Below are 19441 nucleotides of genomic sequence, written 5' to 3' on the forward strand. Positions count from 1 at the left end.
TTCATAACTTCTTTCTCTTCGCCTGAACGTACTCTTTAGCCAGGGCCAGAGCGTGCAGCTGATTCTCCTTTTTTACAAGCCAGTCTGTCAGATCGATCGTTTCAGGCTCCGGTATCGGTCTGTACCACATGGCAAGCTGCTGGCCATGAAACCATTTTCGTTTCTTTTCGTCTAATTGATGGGAAACGAAAGGAAAGGCCGTTCTTAAATACGGGGTCATCCGCTGCCTGCTCAAAGGCTCATAATCTGCTCTTGAGCCGGTATGAATCGTCCTGGCTGCGAAAGTCAAAAACTCACCGTAATAATCAGGATGAAAAAGAAGCCATGCAAGGGAACGTCCGAGCCGGATTCTGCTTTTCAGCTTTCTGAAATCATGTACGGAGAATCCGTAAAGTCTGCCTTCTGCTCCCGGAAAAATGACCGTGCTGAAGTGAAACAGATCCTGAAAAAGAAAAAACGGTGTTCCGAATACTTTTCGTTTAAAGACAGGTCCCTCTATAACGGGTTTCTGGATAAGATGCTGTTCATTTATGATGAGAGAAGTGAGCAGCCGCTCCCTGTCCCCTCTTTCCCAAAACAAGTTCCATTCTTTTTTCATAAAGGCAGAAACGTGAAACGCATCAAGAAGGTGGAAAAGGGGTTTCCCTGCTGTTTTTGACCATTCATAAATCATCAGCTGCGGATACGCATCCGAAAAAATCAGCCAGTTGGCATCCTCATAGGTCAGAAAAAGGGCTTTCCTTGTTTTCTCGTCCAATAATTTTTGAAACCAAACGCCCTTCAAATCCGTCATACAGTAGCCTGCATTCCGCGAGACCATGCTTGCAAGAAAGGACCATCTGATTTCGGGGTGACGGAGAAAAAAGTCCTGATAGCTTTGTGTGCGCGAAATGTTGTCGTAATTTTTTTTGCGCACCGTATTCTTTATAAGTGCTATAATATTCTTTTCATCTATATGGCTGCCGCCTGTCATCAGCATTCGCCTCCCTGTTTTAAGCTTGCCCAGGGAATCCGGAACTACGCGCGGCGGCTGTTAACAAAATCGAAACTTTTTCACCATGTCTTTTTTCATTTTTTTGATATGATAGGTAGTAGTTTTACCTGAGGAGGGAAGAAATGATTTTTCGTTATCCTAACGGAAAAACGTACAATCCTGGTGCTATTCCGGCTAAAAAGCGTGAGGCTAAGGAATCCTACAGTAATAGAGGGATGACTCTTGAAGAGGATTTGAATGAAACCAATCAGTTCTATCTAAACAGAGCGATTGCCGTCATTCATAAAAAGCCGACTCCTGTGCAGATTGTAAATGTTGATTTTCCGAAAAGGAGCGCAGCGGTTATCCGTGAGGCCTATTTTAAACAATCCTCTACAACAGACTATAACGGGGTCTATAAAGGAAAGTACATTGATTTTGAAGCGAAGGAAACGCAGAGCGATACGTCTTTTCCGCTGAAGAATTTCCATGAGCATCAGATCCGCCACATGAAAATGGTCATTGACCATGGAGGCATTTCGTTTGTGATTCTGTCTGCTTTCGGAAGTGTGTATTTGATGGAAGCAGCCGTTCTATTTGCCTTTTGGGAAAGAAGAGAAAGCGGAGGCAGAAAGTCCATCTCAAAAAAAGAAATTGAAGCATCGTCCCACTTGATACCGCTTGGCTATCAGCCCAGAATTGATTATATTAAAGTATTAGAAAAGCTTTATTTCCATTAATTCGCCGCAGCGCGGATCTTGTAATGAAAGGTTGGAAAAACGCAATGTCAGATCAATACAAAAGCCGCGAGGAACGCCGCAGGGCCCTTGCGCAAACAAGTAAAACAAGCAAAAGCAAATCGAAAAAACCGAATAAACCCGGCGGCGGGTCCTTATGGAAACGCATCCTGTTTATCCTGATATCGATCGGACTGATCGGCATGATTGCAGGCGGCGTAACGTTTGCGGTTATCGCAGCAGGAGCCCCGAAGCTTGATGAGAAGAAACTGAAGGATTCCTACTCATCCACCATTTACGATAAAGAAGGCAATGAAATTACGGAAGTAGGCGCTCAAAAGCGAACCTATATTTCCTACAATGACATCCCTAAAGTACTTGAAGAAGCTGTTCTTGCAACGGAAGACGCCCGCTTTTATGAACACAGCGGCGTAGATGTTATCCGCCTTGGCGGTGCAGTCGTGGCCAACGTTACACAGGGATTCGGTTCCCAGGGCGGAAGCACGATCACCCAGCAGGTTATTAAAAACTCTTTCTTCACTCATGAAAAAACGATTACCCGCAAGGTTCAGGAGCTATGGCTTGCTTTTCAGCTTGAGCAAAAGTACTCAAAGCATGAAATTCTTGAGATGTACTTAAATAAAATTTACTATCATCCTCAATATTACGGAGTCGGGAAAGCCGCTGAAGGCTTTTACGGCAAAGAACTGAAAGACCTTGAGCTTCACGAGGCAGCAATGCTTGCCGGTATCCCTCAGAGCCCGACAAACTTTGACCCGAGAAAAAATCCCGAGTCAGCTGAAAAAAGACGAAACATCGTCCTGAATATGATGGTGAAACAAGGCTTTATTACAGAGCAGGAAGCAGAAGAAGCGAAAAAAGTTCCTGTTCAGTCTACCGTTGTTCCTGAAAAAGAAAAATCAAATCCATACAGTGCGTATGTCGAGCAGGTCATTGAAGAAGTGAAAGAAAAAACAGATATCGATGTAAGCTCGGCAGGTGCGAAAATCTATACCACAATTGATACAGATGCACAAAAATACGTAGAAGATCTTCTTAATGGAAATGATGTCGGCTTCCCTGATGACAACTTCCAGGCAGGCATCACGCTCATTGATACAGAGTCCGGCGAAATCCGCGCAATCGGCGGCGGACGCAACCAGAATGTCGGAGACTTCAACTACGCAATTGATACTAGAAGACAGCCGGGTTCGACTATTAAACCTGTCCTGGATTACGGTCCGGCCATTGAATATCTGAAGTGGTCCACATATGAACAAATTAAGGATGAACCATATACCTATTCAAACGGCGTCAAAATCAATAACTTTGACCGCGGCTACAAAGGACAGATGTCCATCCGCGACGCCCTGGCACAATCGCGTAACATCCCTGCTCTGAAAGCTATGCAGGAAGTCGGAATTGACAAAGCCCGTGACTTTGCCGCAGGACTTGGCATTCCGCTTGAAGAAGAAATCCCGGAAGCATACTCTATCGGAGGATTTGACACGGGAGTATCCCCTCTTCATATGGCCGGAGCATTTGCAGCGTTCGGCAATAACGGCATTTACACAGAGCCTCATGCCGTAACAAAAGTTGTCTTAAGCGACGGAACAGAATTTGATCTTTCTCCTGAGGCTGAAGCTGCAATGAGCGATTACACCGCTTATATGACAACAAGCATGATGATTTCTGTGGTTGAAGAAGGAACGGGTACAGCAGCAAGAGTTCCCGGCGTTACAGTTGCAGGAAAAACAGGAACGACAAACTTCTCTGAAGAGGATAAAGAAAGATACAACGTTCCATCCGGCGGTGCGAAAGACAGCTGGTTTGTCGGCTACACTCCAGAATACGCGGCTGCAGTATGGACCGGTTATTCAAAAAATGATGAAAAAATGCATCTGAATAAAACGGATCAGCAAATTGCGAAGAAACTTTTTAAAGAAGTGATCTCAGAAGTATCAAGCGGAAACGGCAAAGATTTCAAAAAACCGAACTCAGTTGTAAAAGTTACCGTTGAAAACGGCTCTAACCCGCCGAAGCTTGCAAGTGACTACACTCCTGACAGCAGGAAAATCAGTGAATACTTTGTAAAAGGCACAGAGCCGACAAAGGTTTCCGAGCAGTATAAGCGTCTTGCTAAACCATCAGGATTTAAAGTGGAATATGATCAGACAGCCAATCAGATTGTGCTGAGCTGGGATTACAAAGAGGATCTGAAAGACTCTGTCACCTTTGAGATCAGCCAGTCCGTTGACGGAGGTCCTGCCCAGGTGATCAATCAGACGAAAGACACCGGCATGGCCATCCCTAACCCGGTTCCTGGATCAACCTATAAATTCCAGATTGCAGCTGTCAGCGATGACGACGGTTCTAACCGAAGCAACTCTGCCGCAGCAGCAATACAAATTCCTGAAGCAGTCATAGAGGAGCCTGCAGAACCGGAAGAGCCGGAAGAAGAGCCTGATGAAGGTGAACAGCCTCCTGAGGAAGAATTTCCTGGCGGTGAACTTCCGGGTGAAGGTGAGCCTGGTGAAGGCGAGCAGCCTCCTGGCGAAGGGGAACAGCCTCCTGGTGAAGGCGGACCTGGAGATGGTGAAACACCTCCTGGAGAAGGCGAAACACCTCAGGAGCCCGCTGAACCTCTGATCCCGCTTCCGCCTGGCAACGGGAACGGAAATGGCAACAATGGAAACAATGGAAACAATGGAAATAATGATGATGACTGATAAGAAAAGCACAAGCGTCTGTTAAACAGGAGACCTGCACATGCAGGTCTCTCTAAAACAAAAAAACGCAGGAAAATCATTCCGATTTTCCTGCGTTTTTTTGTTTGTATTTTTTTAGTGTCATTATTTTTGAAAACTGCTTTTCGCACTCCTGAAAGAGCTGATCAAGCTGAACAAAAGAATGATACTGTACTGGCCTTATAAGGATATAGTTCAATCTTTCATGTACATTGATTGGCTGTAAGTCAAAAGAAGTCCAGTCAGTGTTCCTGAGATCTAAATGCCCGACCGGTTTGCCGCTGCTCCAGTAAAGACAGCAAACGAATAGGGAGACCCCGTCAATCATGTCTTTTCTTGAGGCTTTTTTCTGACTGGAACGGAAGCCGGATGCAATTGTTTCCTTAAGTGCATCCCACCTTTTCATAATGGCGGAAACCGATTGATCTGCATGCTCCCAGGGTCTCCACAGCACCTGCTCTCCTGCTTTCAGGCAGATGTCATAGTAAAAAGGATTAATGGCCAGCACCTGTTCCAATTCACTATGAAAAGCTTCTTGAAAAGGACCGAACGGCTCATGGAGAAAATCCCGGGGCACACTGCCGCTATACATTTCTGACCGTCCCTTTTTTGATGCGCTTCTGCCCTTCCCTGCACATATGTAAAAGCGGGCATTCTGAGCATTTTGGCGCCTGGGCCCTGCAGTGATATCTGCCGAAAAAGATCAGTCTGTGGTGGGTCAGAGACCATTCTTCCTCAGGGACTTTCCGCATCAGGGTTTTTTCAACTTCCAGAACAGAATCTTTCCACCTGCAGATCGCAAGCCTTTTGCTCACCCTTTCCACATGAGTATCAACAGCGATGGCAGGTATGCCAAAAGCTACGGAAACGACTACATTTGCCGTCTTCCTCCCTACACCGGGAAGCTTGGTCAGTTCATCTCGGTCTTCAGGAACGTTTCCGCCATACTCATTGATAAGCAGCGTGCACAATTTTTGAATGTTTTTAGCTTTATTTCTGTAAAGTCCGATGGACCGGATGTCATTTTGCAGTTCTTCAATGGGAACTGCAAGATAATCTTCCGGTGTCTTATATTTTTCAAACAGGCTCTTCGTCACTTTGTTTACAAGCACATCTGTACACTGGGCAGAAAGAGCAACTGCTATGACAAGCTCAAATGGATTGCTGTGATTTAATTCGCAGTGGGCGTCCGGAAACATGCCTCCGATCGTATCCAGTGCTTCTCTGATTTGTTTCTTGTTCAGCATAACATCACCTGTTCATTTTCATTTAACTTTCCAGCCAGTTGTAAAAAGGCACTTTCCGTTTGTACTCTTCTTCAGACTCCGGCTGTTTTTGCGGCTGCACTTGATGCTGCCTGAACCGTTTCCCGTAGCTTCTTGCCTGTTCAATCGTTCTGATGCCGTTCTTTTTCCATTCAAAAAGAATCCTGTCAATGTATCTGAAGTTCAGTTTGCCCGAAATCACCGCTTCTTTAAGGGCTGCTTTAATAATAACGGGATCATGATAATCCTGATCCATCCAAATAGACAGCGTTTCGACTTCAAATGGAGACAGGGGCCTTCCAAATTCACGTTCAAATACAGGATACAGGTTTATATTTTCCTGTTCCTGCTTTTCCTCAGATTGAACCTCCTCTTTTTTCAGCAAATCATCATACAATTTGCCCCAAAGCGGTTTTAGGGAATAACGTTCATATTTTATGGAAGCCTGCTCATATTCTTCAATATCAATAAACCCTCTCTGCAGCAGACTTCTTAAAAGAGACGTGCAGACAGATGTCTGGATGGTCATGGAATTTGATAATTCGTCCGGTGTAGGAAACTGATTTCCGTTTTGAAGATGCAGATTTACCTGCAGAAGCAAAACCAGTTCCTCTTCTTTGAGGCCTAACCGGAAGTAATTGGATATAAGTGCTGAAGGCACAGTCAAATAGCCCTGTTCCTGCATCGCTGTAAATTGTTCTTTATTCATCACGGGTCACCTCACCTCACTTAGTATAACACGGCCGGTCTGTTAAACGGCGATGGTCTTTTAAACCAATTTCCAGACAGGAACGGAAGGAAAGAGCTGCTGCAAAGCGCCGGATTCAATACTGGCAGGAAAACAAAACATGAGCCTCTATAGAGACTCATGTTCGCCCGTTTTGCTGATTAAGGGTAAAGTCTGTTTAACAGACGAGGGAACGGAATGGTTTCACGTACATGCTCAACGCCGCTGATCCATGCTACTGTTCGCTCAAGCCCAAGCCCGAAGCCTGAATGCGGCACTGATCCGAATTCACGGAGCTGCAGGTACCACTGATACGCTTCTGGTGAAAGATCATGTTCTTCAATACGCTGTTTCAGCAGCTCATGATCATGAATACGCTGTGATCCTCCGATGATTTCACCGTATCCTTCAGGTGCAATCAGGTCTGCACAAAGGACAACGTCGTCGCGGTCCGGAGCAGGCTGCATGTAGAACGGTTTAATGCCTGTCGGGTAGTGTGTAATGAATACCGGCTTATCAAAGCTTTCAGCAATGGCAGTCTCATGCGGCGCGCCGAAATCATCACCCCACTTGATATCGTCAAAGCCTTTTTCGTTCAGGAATTTGATCGCATCATCGTATGAAATGCGCGGGAACGGTGCTTTAATTTGCTGAAGCTTTTCTGTATCGCGCCCAAGAACCGTCAGTTCAAGACTGCAGTTTTCAAGGACACTCTGAACAACGTACGATACGTAGTTTTCCTGAACCACAAGGTTGTCTTCAAAATCATAGAATGCCATCTCAGGCTCAATCATCCAGAATTCAATCAGGTGGCGTCTTGTTTTTGATTTTTCGGCGCGGAATGTCGGGCCGAAAGAAAACACTTTTCCAAGAGCCATTGCAGCTGCTTCCATATACAGCTGGCCGCTTTGTGAAAGGTAGGCATCTTCATCAAAGTATTTCGTTGCAAACAGCTCTGATGTACCCTCAGGCGCGCTTCCTGTAAGGATTGGAGGATCTACTTTTGTAAATCCTTCTTTGTTGAAAAATTCATAAGTTGCACGGATAATTTCGTTTCTGATTTTCATCACAGCATGCTGGCGTTTTGATCTCAGCCATAAATGACGGTGGTCCATCAGGAACTCAGTGCCGTGTTCTTTAGGTGTGATCGGATAATTAACAGATTCATGAATGACTTCAATGCCTGTTACCCCAAGCTCATAACCGAACGGTGAGCGCTCGTCCACCCGCACAACGCCGGTTACAAAGATGGATGATTCCTGTGTAATTGATTTGGCTGTCTGGAACACAGCCTCGTCCACTTCTGCCTTTACGACAACGCCCTGAATGAAACCAGTTCCGTCACGCAGCTGCAGAAAAGCGATTTTGCCGCTAGAACGCTTATTGGCGATCCATGCGCCGATTGTTACTTCTTTATCTACAAATTTGCTTACTTCTTTAATCGTTGTTTTCACGTTATGTCCCTCCAAAAAAACCGCTGATCAAAATATATGTACATGCATCTATTATACCTTATGGCATCTCCAAACAAAAGAGCGGACCGTCAATTGACGGCCCATCTGCCCATTAGTTTGAACTGTTTTCTTTTACAAACCGTTCGATTCTCTCCAGTGCCGCTTCAATGACGTCAAGAGACGTCGCATAAGAAAGTCTTACATTGTCCGGAGATCCGAAACCTGACCCTGGAACAATGGCAACTTTTTCTTTTTCAAGCAGCGCTTCTACAAATTCATCCACTGATGCAAAGCCTGTCATTTCAGCTGCCTGCCTTGCATTCGGGAATAAATAGAATGCACCTTGAGGCTTCAGGCATGATATACCCGGAATGGCAATAAGTTTATCATAGATAATATTCAGCCTCTCTTCAAACGCCTTCCGCATTTCCTCAACAGGCTCCTGTGATCCCGCGTATGCAGCAATCGAGGCATATTGAGCAATGGAAGTCGGGTTAGAAGTGCTGTGGCTTGCAAGATTCGTCATCGCTTTGATGATCTGTTCATTGCCTGCTGCATACCCGATTCTCCATCCTGTCATGGAATGAGATTTGGAAACACCGTTGATGATGATTGTCTGATTTTTCAGCTCTTCTGACAATTCAGCGATTGAAACATGCCTATGAGTTCCATAAATGAGTTTTTCATAAATCTCATCGGAAACAATCAAAACATCATGCTCAAGGCAAATTTGTCCAAGCGCTTCAAGTTCTTCCTTCGTATAGAGCATCCCCGTCGGATTGCTCGGAGAGTTAATGATAACAGCTTTTGTCTTCTCGGTAATCGCTTCTTTCAGCTGTTCAGGAGTTAATTTAAATTGGTTCTCTTCAGATGCCTCTACATAAACCGGCACTCCGTCGGCAAGTTTAACCTGCTCAGGGTAGCTGACCCAGTATGGTGCAGGGATGATGACTTCATCACCATCATTTAAAAGAACCTGAAACAGGGTGTACAGGGCATGCTTTGCGCCGCTGCACACAATCACTTCTCCCGGTTTATAGGCAATTCCCTGGTCACGTTCAAACTTGCTGATGATTTCTTTTTTCAGCTCGGCCAGGCCGCCTGCAGGTGTATACTTTGTCTGGCCGGCATTCATTGCGTTTACGGCAGCGTCCATTATGTGCTGCGGCGTATTAAAATCAGGCTCGCCTGCACCGAGGCCAATCACGTCATGTCCTGCAGCTTTAAGTTCTTTTGCTTTTGCAGTAATGGCCAAAGTGGTTGATGGTGTTAATGCAGATACTCTGTCAGCTAGTTTCATGACTAATAGTCCCCCTATTTCCTGATGGCAATATGCTTTCTGATTTCTCCGTCTGTAAATTGCACAAGATCATATGTATACCTGTTCTGATCATCAATATACTTCACTTCCCAGACAGGAACGTTTCGCTCCATGCCAAGCTGCACGCTAATCAGCTTTTGCGGGTTTTGTTCCAATCTGACAGCTTTAAGTGCTTCCTTTTCTGAAATGCCGTCTGACACAAGCTTCAGTACAGGCTTTTTCTTTTTGTCTGAAGGAACAAATACATACACGGGCTTTCCGCTCTCATCAGATCCTGTAATGACGATGTATTGTTCCAGGCCGTTAAAGGTTTCAGCACTCTCTGCCTTTTTCAGCTCTGTTTCTTGTTCGGCTCTCTGAATGGCTTCTGCATGGCCATCCTTCTTCTGAGCCATAGCCGTGTTGTAGACATTCATAAAAACAGCCGCGGAAATAAGCAGCAGTATTCCTGCAGAAATGGATGCAATCGCTATTTTTCTCCCCATTGTTTCAAATCCTTACGTTCTGTATATCGTGAAAACAGCTTTATTTTTGTCTTCCTGATCAAGAGCGAGCCCAAACATCAGATTTTCTCTTTTCAGCGTCCGGTTCAGCCCGTCGACAATTTTATAGAGATCATCCGAATGCTCCACGGTCACAGTAGACAGAATTTCAATCTTGCTTTCCATGGTCTATACCTCCAGTGCAAAAACAAAAATTGTAACTTATATCACAGCCGCAAACGGCCACAATAAAAGTACAGACAACGACATGTTGTTTTATGTACCCATTATAACAGCATCATGATCATTTAGTGAAAATAAATTTTCTCCTACCCACACCATTGCCTGTGCGCTCACACAGGCTTTTTTACGTTCTGCTGTTTTTCCAGTCCGCCATTTTTCTGTGCAGACGGTTCATCGGCTCAACTGCGACTTCAATGTCAGGCAGAGAATCAATGAAATGACTGCCGTACTTGGCTTCAATAATTCTTTTGTCAAAGACAAACAGAAGGCCTTTGTCGTTTTCTGTCCGGATCAGGCGTCCAAATCCCTGCTTAAACTTCAGGACCGCTTCCGGAAGCGAATAATGATAAAAGGCATTCTTGCCTTCTTTCGTCAGCTGTTCGCATTTGGCTGCTGTCCTCGGATCATCAGGCGGAGAAAACGGCAGCCTGACAATTACAAGCGTTGTCAGCTCATCGCCCGGAAAGTCCATTCCTTCCCAAAACGTGCTGGTTCCGAGAAGAATGGCCTTTTCAAACTGACGGAAGTTTTTAGTCAGCTTCGTGATGCTGCCGCCGCCCTGCCCCATGATGACAAAATCATCCAGGCTCTGATCATTTTTAAGAAGCTGCTGCGTTTTTTTAAGCATATCATAGGCATTGAATAAGATAAGGAGCTTTCCTGACGCCGCTTTGGCTATTTCAGAAACCCTGCCGGCGATTGCTTCAGTATACTCATCAAGCGTAACATGCTGGACAGACGGGAAATCTGTTGGAATCATCAGCATTGCCTGCTTCTTATAATCAAAAGGTGAGTCAATTTTGTGGACAGAAGGATAGAAATCACTCAGCCCAAGCTCAGAAATCATATAATCAAACGTACCGTTTACAGTGAGAGTGGCTGATGTAAGAACAGCGCTTTTCATACTCGCAAAAAATCCGTCAGCCAGCTGATCAGATACGGAAACAGGCTGTGAATACACGCTTACAGCATTTCTCGCTCCCCGTGATTCAATCTCGATCCACTTCACTTCTCCCGGGCTGTCCTTAAAGAAGAGGGAATCCAGGCTGTTATATGCAGCCTTAAATCGGTCAATCACTTCCCAGTATTCATAAAGATCGAACGATTCTTCTTTTTCTTCCAGTTTGCTGAAAACACTCTTCTGTTTATTCATAATGGACATCACATCATGCAGCTGAAATTTCACTCTGGCTGCAAGCTCTAAAATGGCCAGCCATTTTTTGCTTTTTTTCTCATCATGCCTGAAGCGGCAGGAGATCCTGTTTGATGAAGAGTCCTTTTCATTCTGCAGCACATAGCTGTGAAGGGTTGTAAACAGGAGCTGATTGTCTTCTGTCAGCTGCTTTAGAATCGTGTCGATTTCAAGAAAGGGTTCACTCCATTTCTTTTTGCTAGAAAGCTGCTGCGTTTTGCGGAGCAGACCGTCAGTGTATAGGTTGCCCAGCTGATTTGTCAGGGATTGGAGAGTCAGGTAATGAATTCTTTTCCCTAAATGCTCACTTGCTGTCCGCTCAAAATGATGCGCCTCATCAATGACGACTTCCTCGATGCCTTCAAGCATGTCTGAAGAAGAAGAAACAGCTGAGAGCAAAAGCGAATGATTCGTCATGATCACATCAGCCTGATTTGCCCGCTTATAGGCTCTTGTATAGAAACAGCGTTCCTTCCAAGGATTGGAGGGAGAACCCGACAGCTTAGGATCGTAGTGGAGCCTTTGCCATAGGAGTTTCCCGCCTGAAGGCAGGTTCAGTTCATCCACATCGCCTGTTTCAGTCTCGGTCAGCCAGATAAGCAGCTGCGCTTTCGTCAAAAGATTATCATAATTCATATCTTCTTCATGGAGGTACTTTTCAAATTTCCTTAAGCAAAGGTAATGAGATTTCCCTTTAAGAACAGCCATCGAAAACGGCAGCCCTGCTGCCTGTTTTAAAAGCGGATATTCTTTTTCCATCACCTGCTGCTGAAGGGCTGTCGTATATGTGCTGATGAGCACCCTCTTCTTTTCAGTCATAGCATAATAGACAGCGGGAACAAGATAGCCCAGTGTTTTCCCCGTCCCTGTCCCTGCTTCGATCAGGCTGTGCTGATGGCTTGAAAATGACTTAAATATCGTTTTCATCATGTTTACCTGTTCACTGCGCTTTTCATATTGCACAAAGTGGGCTGCGACAGAGCCATTTTCATTCATAAGCTTCTCTGCAAACGCATTGAAAGGAAGTTTTTCAGTCCCGGACTGATTCGGATTCTGCTCGATATCGGCCATTTTTCTGACAGCAACGGACCGGTAAACCTCGATATCCCCCGCCTCTTTCAGCCTCAGCTCATTCATCGATTGAAGCTCCTCAAGCATTTCCTCTGCATCGCTGATAAAAGACGCTGATAATCTTTTGAGGGAATGAAGAGTAACAGACGGCAAGCTTGAAAGCCTGGAAAGAATATGTATAAGCAGTTCTCCCGTTACTTCAGCATCGCTGTCTGCCCTGTGCGGATTCATGTGCTGGATCCCAAGGTCTCTGCACAGCTCGGAAAGCTTGTAGCTGTCAGCACTCGGAAAAACAATCCGGGAAAGCTCAACTGTATCTAAAATCGGCCCTGTAAACATTTGGATTCCGCACCGGTTCAATTCCTCCTGAATGAAAGAAAGATCAAAATGAACATTATGTGCAACAAAATAAGCATCGTTCAAAAGCGATGACACTTTATCTGCAATCTCTTTAAATGCAGGGGCATGTTCCACCATTTCTGTCGTAATGCCTGTCAGCTGTTCAATAAAAGAGGGAATCTTTTTCTTCGGATTCACAAAGCTTGAGAAGCGGTCAATGATCTTTCCTTCTTCAATGACAACGGCAGCAAGCTGTATAATCCGGTCTCCCTTCTTCGGAGAATTACCTGTTGTTTCCACGTCAACTACAACAAACCTTTGTTTCATCTTTGCTACACCTCAATTAACCAGGGCTTATAAAAGCCCTATCCAAAAAACCAATATCGTTATTTTACCACTTATAATGCAAAATCCCCCAAGATTTTGGGGGATTTTTTTGAAATCGGTGCTATTTGTTCATTACATGATGGTTGAGGCCGGCTCCTGGCCCAGCATCTCCACGATTTCATTGTTTTCATTCATGATGGCAACCTTCGGCTTGTGTGTGCGGACTTCTTCTTCTGACATCATGGCATAAGTTAAAATAATCACAACATCACCTTCTTGAACAAGTCTCGCTGCAGCGCCGTTCAGACAAACTGTGCCGGAACCTCTTTTCCCGGGTATAATGTAGGTTTCAAAGCGGGCTCCATTATTGTTATTTACAATTTGGACTTTCTCATTTGGAAGCATATCCACTGCATCGAGCAGATCTTCATCGATCGTAATGCTGCCTACATAATTCAAATTGGCTTCTGTCACCCTTGCACGGTGTATTTTACCCTTCATCATGGTGCGGAACATCAATATCTCCTCCTGAATCTTTCTCTATAGCTGTAACGTAATATTATCGATCAATCTTGCCTTGCTGAATTTAACAGCTGCTGCAAGAATGATGGTTCCTTTTGCTTCCTGCAAAGGCTGCAGTTCCGGATAGGAATAAACCTCGACATAGTCAATTTCGCCGGTTGTTCTTTCTTCAATCCTCTTTTTCACCAAATCAGCCGCATGTTCCGGAGAATGGCCTGAAGCAAGCAGCCGGGCACCTTCGTTCAAGGCTTTATACAGTTCAGGCGCCTGTTCTCTTTCTTCTTGAAGCAAATTAACATTGCGGGAACTTTTGGCCAGTCCGTCCGGTTCTCTGACCGTTTGAACCGGAACAAGCTCAACAGGAAAATGAAAATCTTCAATCAGTCCGCTGATCACCGCAACCTGCTGAGCATCCTTCATTCCAAAATATGCCCTGTCCGGCTGAACAAGATGAAACAGTCTGGTCAGGATTTCAGCCACACCGTCAAAATGACCTGGTCTTGATTTCCCGCAGAGGACATTCGTGCGCTTAACGACCTTCATTGCAACAGATGGTTCATCAGGATACATTTCTGCTGCAGAGGGGGCAAACAAATAGTCTGCACCCTCACCTTTTGTCAGCTTAGAATCCCGTTCCATATCCCGGGGATACGAATCAAAATCCTCATTTTCTCCAAACTGCAGAGGATTGACAAAAATGCTGACGACAAGCAGATCATTTTCTTCCCGTGCTTTTTTCATCAGGCTTAAGTGGCCCTCGTGAAGATAGCCCATCGTTGGAACGAAGCCAATGGTCCGGTTTTCTTTTTTATGATTTTTTATAATCTGCTTTAGTTCTTTTATGGTTGTGACAGTTTTCATTTTGCAGCAGTACCCCCGTACAACGCCTGAAGTTCTTCGTCTTTCATCGTAAATGTATGTTTTTCTTCAGGAAATTCTCTCTTTTTCACTTCCTGCACATAAGCAGTCAAAGCGGACTTCATCTCGCTGCCGGCAGATGTGTACTGTTTGACAAACTTTGGCACCCTGTCAACTCCGTAGCCAAGAACATCGTGGTAGACAAGAATCTGTCCGTCGGTTGAGGCTCCTGCCCCAATTCCGATGACAGGAATGGATAATGTATTTGAAATTTCTGATGCAAGCTGGCGCGGTACACATTCAAGCACAAGCGCAATCGCACCCGCTTCCTCGCACTGCTTTGCATCATGCATTAATTTTTTCGCGCTTTCTGCATCTTTTGCCTGAACTTTATATCCTCCAAGCACTCCTACTGACTGCGGTGTAAGGCCAAGATGGGCAACTACCGGCACTCCTGCACATGTAAGCGCTTCAATATTTTGAAGCACCCCATCCGCCCCTTCAAGCTTTAGAGCATGTGCCCCGCTTTGCTGCATAATCTCCGCTGCATATTTAAGGGTCTGTTCTTTTGAGACATGATAGGACATAAACGGCATGTCAGTCACGATAAACGTGGAAGGCGCCCCTCTTTTGACAGCTTTCGAGTGATGAATCATATCCGCGACAGTAACAGGCACAGTTGAGTCGTATCCGAGCACGACCATGCCGAGTGAGTCACCGACTAAAATCATGTCCACACCTGATTCTTCTGCAAGCCTGGCTGAAGGATAATCGTATGCTGTGAGCATGACGATCGGTTCATTTTCCTGCTTCATTTTGACAAAATCAAGTCTCGTTTTCATTTTTTTCCCTCCCATGTGATGCAGAGGAATTTCGGAACCAGCAAATGGCCGACCGCAAAAAAACCTTCTCCAATAGGAAGAAGGATTGATGGTCTCATCATATCTGGCTTGATATCCCTCTGTCCCAGTCCGAATTCCGGATCAAGGCAGAACTATTAAAATCTGGTTTTCATTACTTGCAGGTGCAATTCCTGAAAAAGGATACTGCCCGCCTAGAATTATACCAGAAAGTAAAAGGGGATACCAAGTATTTATGACTGGATTTCGATATCGGCAGAATAGATTTTTTCAAGCTTCCCTTCATCAGTTTCAAGAAGAAGAACGCCCTCATCATCGATTCCTGCAGCCCTGCCGCGCAGGGTTCCCTGCAGGGTTCTTGCAATCAGTTTTTTATTCAGGCTGATGGCGTAGCTTTCCCAAAGAAGCTTGACAGGTTTAAATCCGTGCGAGAGATAGCTCTTATAAAGCTTTTCAAAGCGGATCATCACAGACTGTATCAGCTTTGCCCTGTCAATCTGCTGACCTGTCTCTTCAGCTAAAGATGTAGCAATATGCTGAAGTTCTTCTGGAAATTGCTCCTTCGTATGATTCACATTGATGCCGACCCCGATAATAACAGAATGCACCCTGTCAGCTTCAGCCTGCAGCTCCGTTAAGATTCCGACGGCTTTTCTGCCATCAATGAGGATATCATTCGGCCATTTAATTTCAGGTGTCAGTCCCGTGACATCTTCAATGGCCTGAATCAGCGCAACCGCTGTCAGCAAAGTCAGCTGCGGGGTTTTATTGATCGGAATTTCAGGCTTCAGAATCATGCTCATCCAAACGCCGGTCTGTTTCGGGGAATACCACGCTCTTGCAAGCCTGCCCCTGCCTTCTGTCTGCTGGTCGGCTACTACAAGAGTGCCTTCTAATGCGCCGTCGCCTGCCAGAGTATGGGCAATCTTTTGTGTAGAAGCCACCACTTCCTCGAAGTGGATATGCCTGCCCATGAATTCCGTTTTCAGCCCGAGCTGTATTTCATTGCCGCTGATCTTATCTGGCTTGCGGGTAATTCTGTAGCCGCGTTTTCGGACCGCTTCAAGCTGATAGCCCTCGCTTCGCAAGTCCTCAATGTGCTTCCAGACAGCTGTCCTTGAGCACCCGAGTGTCTCACTCAGTTTCTGTCCGGATAAAAATTCTCCATCGGCTTCTGAAAAAGCCTGAAGCAATCGCGTTCTTAATTCAGATTGCACGATTTCAACATCTCCTTAATCGCTTCCTTGCTGTTTTCTACCTGACCATTAACTATGGCAAGTTCTATTTTTTCCATATACTCACTCAGCCACGGTCCGGGATTCCGGCCTTCAATAGCCATCAAATCATTCCCGTTCACTGCAAGCTCCCTCTTTGAATGGACAGGAAGTGAATGATAACGCTCTTTGATCTCGCGGATCTTTGATTCACTGAACGGCAGACCGCTCAGCAAACAGAATACAGCTTCCGTCTGCAGCGCACACTGCAGGCCTGCCCTGTACAGGTTAACCTTTGTCCAGTCAGACTGCCTGCGCTCCTCCAAGAAGAGAAGATTCTGCCTGATGGACCCAATTTGCCTGTTGGAAAGCTTCCATTTTTTCAGAAAAGCTTCAATGCCGCTTATTCCAATGACGTCGAGGAAGGCGGTCCAGCGCTCTTCATTCGAACTCAGGCAGTAAAAAGGGAGTTCGGCCGCTTGAAGAATCTGCTGCTTCTTTTCTTTTAAGCCAGGAAGGTAGTCACTCATGCCCGTCTCTGCAATCATCCTCATGCCTTCGCTGCATCCAGAGCCTGCCATCGTTTTTTCAAATTCGGCTGTTTTGCGTTCTGCCGATATATGCTGAAGCAGGGATACATGACGAACAATGGCCTCATGTGTACGTTCGCTTAGAGAAAAGCCGAGCTGACTGACAAAACGGACCGCTCTCATCATCCTGAGCGCGTCTTCTGAAAATCGTTCCTCAGGACTGCCTACAGTAGCTATCCGTTTTTTTTCAACGTCTTCCCTGCCGTTAAAATAATCGATGATGCTGCCGTTCTCGTCCATCGCCATAGCATTGATCGTAAAATCACGACGTTTTAAATCTTCTTTTAATGAGGATACAAACGTCACTCCGCTTGGCCTGCGGTTATCTTCATACGCCGATTCTGTCCGGAACGTTGTGACTTCGTAGTGAATCCCGTTTTCAATCACGATTACCGTGCCGTGCTCTGAGCCGATATCAATAGTTTTGTGAAAGAGCTGCTGTACCTGATCCGGTGTCGCGGATGAGGCGATATCGACATCTTTAATCGGTTTGCCGAGGAGCTGGTCGCGGACAGAACCGCCGACAAAATAAGCCTCAAAGCCGTGTTTTTTCAGCTTTGCCAGAACTGGAAGCGCCTCCTGAAATTCCCTATTCACCCTTCTCACCTGATTCCAGCAGTTGATAGTAAAGAGTTTCATACTGTTTGACAATATGGGCAGAATGAAAGGTTTCCTGTGCGATTTTAACGGATTCCTTTGACATTCGCTCATGAAGTTCATGATCCGTTAACAGCGAAATCGTTTTTTCTGCTATAGTTGAAATATCCCCTACATCGCACAGGTATCCGGAAACGCCGTCCTGAACGACTTCAGGGATTCCTCCAATATTGGCTGCCACACAGGGAACCCCGCATGCCATCGCTTCAAGAAGGACAAGTCCAAAGCTTTCTTTCTGTGAAAGAAGCAGCTTCACATCACTTAAGGAATAAAGTTCTTCAAGGTGATTCTGCTTTCCAAGAAACAGAACGTTTTCACTGATGCCGAGTTCCTTCACGAGTTTGCAGACAGACGTCATTTCCGGCCCATCACCGACAAGAAGAAGCTTTGACTTTACTTCTTTGGTAACGCGTGCAAATACCCTGACCACATCCTGCACCCTTTTTACCTGCCTGAAGTTTGAAACGTGAATCAGTACTTTTTCATCCTCCGCTATGCCATATTCAGCTTTTAGATGATTCACATCTTTCTTTTTGTAAATGCGTTCATCGATAAAGTTGTAAACGGTCTGTATGTCTTTCTCGGGATGAAGAAGCTCATACGTCTGATCAGCAAGTGCCTTTGACACGGCCGTCACTGCATCTGAGGCTTCTATGCCGAACTTGATCATATTGGACAGGGACAGATCATGGCCAAGGACAGTAATATCGGTTCCGTGCAGCGTGGTAACGATTTTCAGATGGTCACCTGTCATCTGTTTTGCGAGATGGGCGCAAATCGCGTGGGGCACCGCATAATGAACATGAAACAAGTCCAGCTCTTCCCTTTTCGCCACTTCAGCCATCTTGCTTGCGAGCGCAAGATCATAAGGAGGGTGCTTGAAGACAGAGTATTGATTTACTTCCACCTCATGAAAAAAGATATTGGGATACATTTTATCAAGCCTGAAAGGCCTGCTTGTTGTGACAAAATGAATACTGTGTCCTTCTTCCGCCAGTTTTTTTCCAAGTTCGGTTGCCACTACCCCCGAACCGCCGACAGACGGATAGCAGGTAATGCCGATTTTCAACTTTTTCATAGGTGTTCACCGAGCAGGTCCTTATCAAGCAATAGAGGTGAACTTGAGAAAAATCCCTCTGCATAAGTAACTCCCGCTTCTTTCCCAAACAGCCGCTCACGGCTCTCGACACTTTCTATGTATCCGTTCGTAAGAGGAGTATCAACGGATGATTCCCCTTTAACGAACTGGCTTTCGTACGCTTTCAGACTCAATCGCTTTTTCTCCATCGTACTGGTCACATCAACGACAAAATCAGGTTTGTGAAAACCGTTGATCATATAAAAATAGACTCGGCTTACTCTGTGAGGAGCCTGTAATTTTGAATCACGGACATTTTTTACACCTGCAGAAAAGCTTGCTTCCTCTACAAGCTTTGCACAATTCCCGTGATCAGGATGACGGTCCTGAAACCAGGGTGCAAATACGAGCTTAGGTTTATGCTGCCTGATAACCGTTATGATCTTATCTATGTATTGTTGGTTCATATAAAGTCCCCTGTCAGGGAGGTCAAGGAAAATCCGTTCCTGCAGACCCAGTATGTCTGAAGCAAGCTGCGCTTCTTTTTTCCTGAGGGCAACTGTTCCGTTTGAAGAAAGTTCTGCCTCCGTTAAATCGCAGATTCCCACTCTGTACCCCTGCTCTGCGTATTTAGCGAGAGTTCCCCCCATCCCGATTTCGGCATCATCGGGATGGGCTCCGAATGCAAGGATATCAAGGTTATTCTTTTCCATAGTCATCTTCAATTTCTTTGTCATTTACTATTGCTCTCCATTTCAAATCACCGCGCTCCAGTCCATGAATC

At 45.4% G+C, this 19441-nt stretch carries 18 protein-coding genes; 2 read left to right on the forward strand and 16 right to left on the reverse strand.

Translation table 11 applies throughout. From position 1 onward, the window contains the following. Window position 1 precedes the first annotated feature (1 nt). Window positions 2-973: a DUF2515 domain-containing protein gene (locus ACTSEZ_RS08355; RefSeq protein ID WP_369733724.1), complete on the reverse strand. Its 972-nt coding sequence runs from the start codon at window positions 971-973 to the stop codon at window positions 2-4. 146 nt (window positions 974-1119) lie between these two features. Between ACTSEZ_RS08355 and recU the strand changes: the two genes are divergently transcribed. Continuing rightward, window positions 1120-1713: a Holliday junction resolvase RecU gene (gene recU / locus ACTSEZ_RS08360; protein ID WP_369734086.1), complete on the forward strand. Its 594-nt coding sequence runs from the start codon at window positions 1120-1122 to the stop codon at window positions 1711-1713. A gap of 44 nt (window positions 1714-1757) precedes the next feature. After that, window positions 1758-4439 carry a PBP1A family penicillin-binding protein gene (locus tag ACTSEZ_RS08365; protein ID WP_369733725.1) on the forward strand — a complete coding sequence of 894 codons (2682 nt, stop codon included), beginning with the start codon at window positions 1758-1760 and terminating at the stop codon, window positions 4437-4439. A gap of 76 nt (window positions 4440-4515) precedes the next feature. Here ACTSEZ_RS08365 and ACTSEZ_RS08370 read toward each other — a convergent pair whose 3' ends face one another. From ACTSEZ_RS08370 to bshB1, 15 genes are all read right to left on the reverse strand, one after another. Beyond that, window positions 4516-5049, reverse strand: a complete 534-nt coding sequence (locus tag ACTSEZ_RS08370) for a YpoC family protein (RefSeq protein ID WP_369733726.1) — start codon at window positions 5047-5049, stop codon at window positions 4516-4518. Then, on the reverse strand, window positions 5042-5704 hold the full coding sequence (nth, locus tag ACTSEZ_RS08375; protein WP_369733727.1) for an endonuclease III: 663 nt from the start codon (window positions 5702-5704) through the stop codon (window positions 5042-5044). The genes ACTSEZ_RS08370 and nth overlap by 8 nt, the downstream gene beginning before the upstream one ends. Window positions 5705-5726: 22 nt before the next feature. Next, window positions 5727-6431 carry a DnaD domain-containing protein gene (locus ACTSEZ_RS08380; protein ID WP_369733728.1) on the reverse strand — a complete coding sequence of 235 codons (705 nt, stop codon included), beginning with the start codon at window positions 6429-6431 and terminating at the stop codon, window positions 5727-5729. 179 nt (window positions 6432-6610) lie between these two features. After that, window positions 6611-7903 (reverse strand): asparagine--tRNA ligase, encoded by a 1293-nt coding sequence (gene asnS / locus ACTSEZ_RS08385; RefSeq protein WP_029566028.1) that lies wholly within the window; start codon window positions 7901-7903, stop codon window positions 6611-6613. A 112-nt stretch (window positions 7904-8015) separates the two neighbouring features. Further along, entirely contained in the window at window positions 8016-9203 is a 1188-nt protein-coding gene (locus ACTSEZ_RS08390) for a pyridoxal phosphate-dependent aminotransferase (protein WP_369733729.1), read from the reverse strand. A 14-nt stretch (window positions 9204-9217) separates the two neighbouring features. After that, on the reverse strand, window positions 9218-9709 hold the full coding sequence (locus ACTSEZ_RS08395) for a cell wall elongation regulator TseB-like domain-containing protein (protein ID WP_369733730.1): 492 nt from the start codon (window positions 9707-9709) through the stop codon (window positions 9218-9220). A 12-nt stretch (window positions 9710-9721) separates the two neighbouring features. After that, complete coding sequence (locus tag ACTSEZ_RS08400; protein ID WP_081414144.1) at window positions 9722-9892, reverse strand: YpmA family protein; 171 nt, start codon at window positions 9890-9892, stop codon at window positions 9722-9724. A 181-nt stretch (window positions 9893-10073) separates the two neighbouring features. Then, window positions 10074-12878, reverse strand: a complete 2805-nt coding sequence (dinG, locus tag ACTSEZ_RS08405; protein ID WP_369733731.1) for an ATP-dependent DNA helicase DinG — start codon at window positions 12876-12878, stop codon at window positions 10074-10076. Window positions 12879-13010: 132 nt separating this feature from the next. Continuing rightward, window positions 13011-13394, reverse strand: a complete 384-nt coding sequence (gene panD / locus ACTSEZ_RS08410) for an aspartate 1-decarboxylase (protein ID WP_369733732.1) — start codon at window positions 13392-13394, stop codon at window positions 13011-13013. Between the two features lie 24 nt (window positions 13395-13418). Further along, entirely contained in the window at window positions 13419-14261 is an 843-nt protein-coding gene (gene panC, locus ACTSEZ_RS08415) for a pantoate--beta-alanine ligase (protein ID WP_369733733.1), read from the reverse strand. Further along, on the reverse strand, window positions 14258-15100 hold the full coding sequence (gene panB / locus ACTSEZ_RS08420; protein ID WP_369733734.1) for a 3-methyl-2-oxobutanoate hydroxymethyltransferase: 843 nt from the start codon (window positions 15098-15100) through the stop codon (window positions 14258-14260). Before panB ends, panC begins: the two co-directional genes overlap by 4 nt. Before the next feature lie 251 nt (window positions 15101-15351). Continuing rightward, window positions 15352-16335: a biotin--[acetyl-CoA-carboxylase] ligase gene (locus ACTSEZ_RS08425; RefSeq protein ID WP_369733735.1), complete on the reverse strand. Its 984-nt coding sequence runs from the start codon at window positions 16333-16335 to the stop codon at window positions 15352-15354. Next, the gene (locus ACTSEZ_RS08430; RefSeq protein WP_369733736.1) at window positions 16320-17519 is read right to left on the reverse strand and encodes a CCA tRNA nucleotidyltransferase; all 1200 of its coding nucleotides are present in this window, start codon (window positions 17517-17519) and stop codon (window positions 16320-16322) included. Before ACTSEZ_RS08430 ends, ACTSEZ_RS08425 begins: the two co-directional genes overlap by 16 nt. After that, entirely contained in the window at window positions 17512-18657 is a 1146-nt protein-coding gene (gene bshA / locus ACTSEZ_RS08435) for an N-acetyl-alpha-D-glucosaminyl L-malate synthase BshA (protein WP_369733737.1), read from the reverse strand. Before bshA ends, ACTSEZ_RS08430 begins: the two co-directional genes overlap by 8 nt. Beyond that, window positions 18654-19394: a bacillithiol biosynthesis deacetylase BshB1 gene (bshB1, locus tag ACTSEZ_RS08440; RefSeq protein ID WP_369733738.1), complete on the reverse strand. Its 741-nt coding sequence runs from the start codon at window positions 19392-19394 to the stop codon at window positions 18654-18656. Before bshB1 ends, bshA begins: the two co-directional genes overlap by 4 nt. Window positions 19395-19441: the final 47 nt, after the last annotated feature.

It is taken from the genome of Metabacillus mesotrionivorans, from assembly GCF_052171315.1.
In the GTDB taxonomy this organism is placed as follows: domain Bacteria; phylum Bacillota; class Bacilli; order Bacillales; family Bacillaceae; genus Bacillus_P.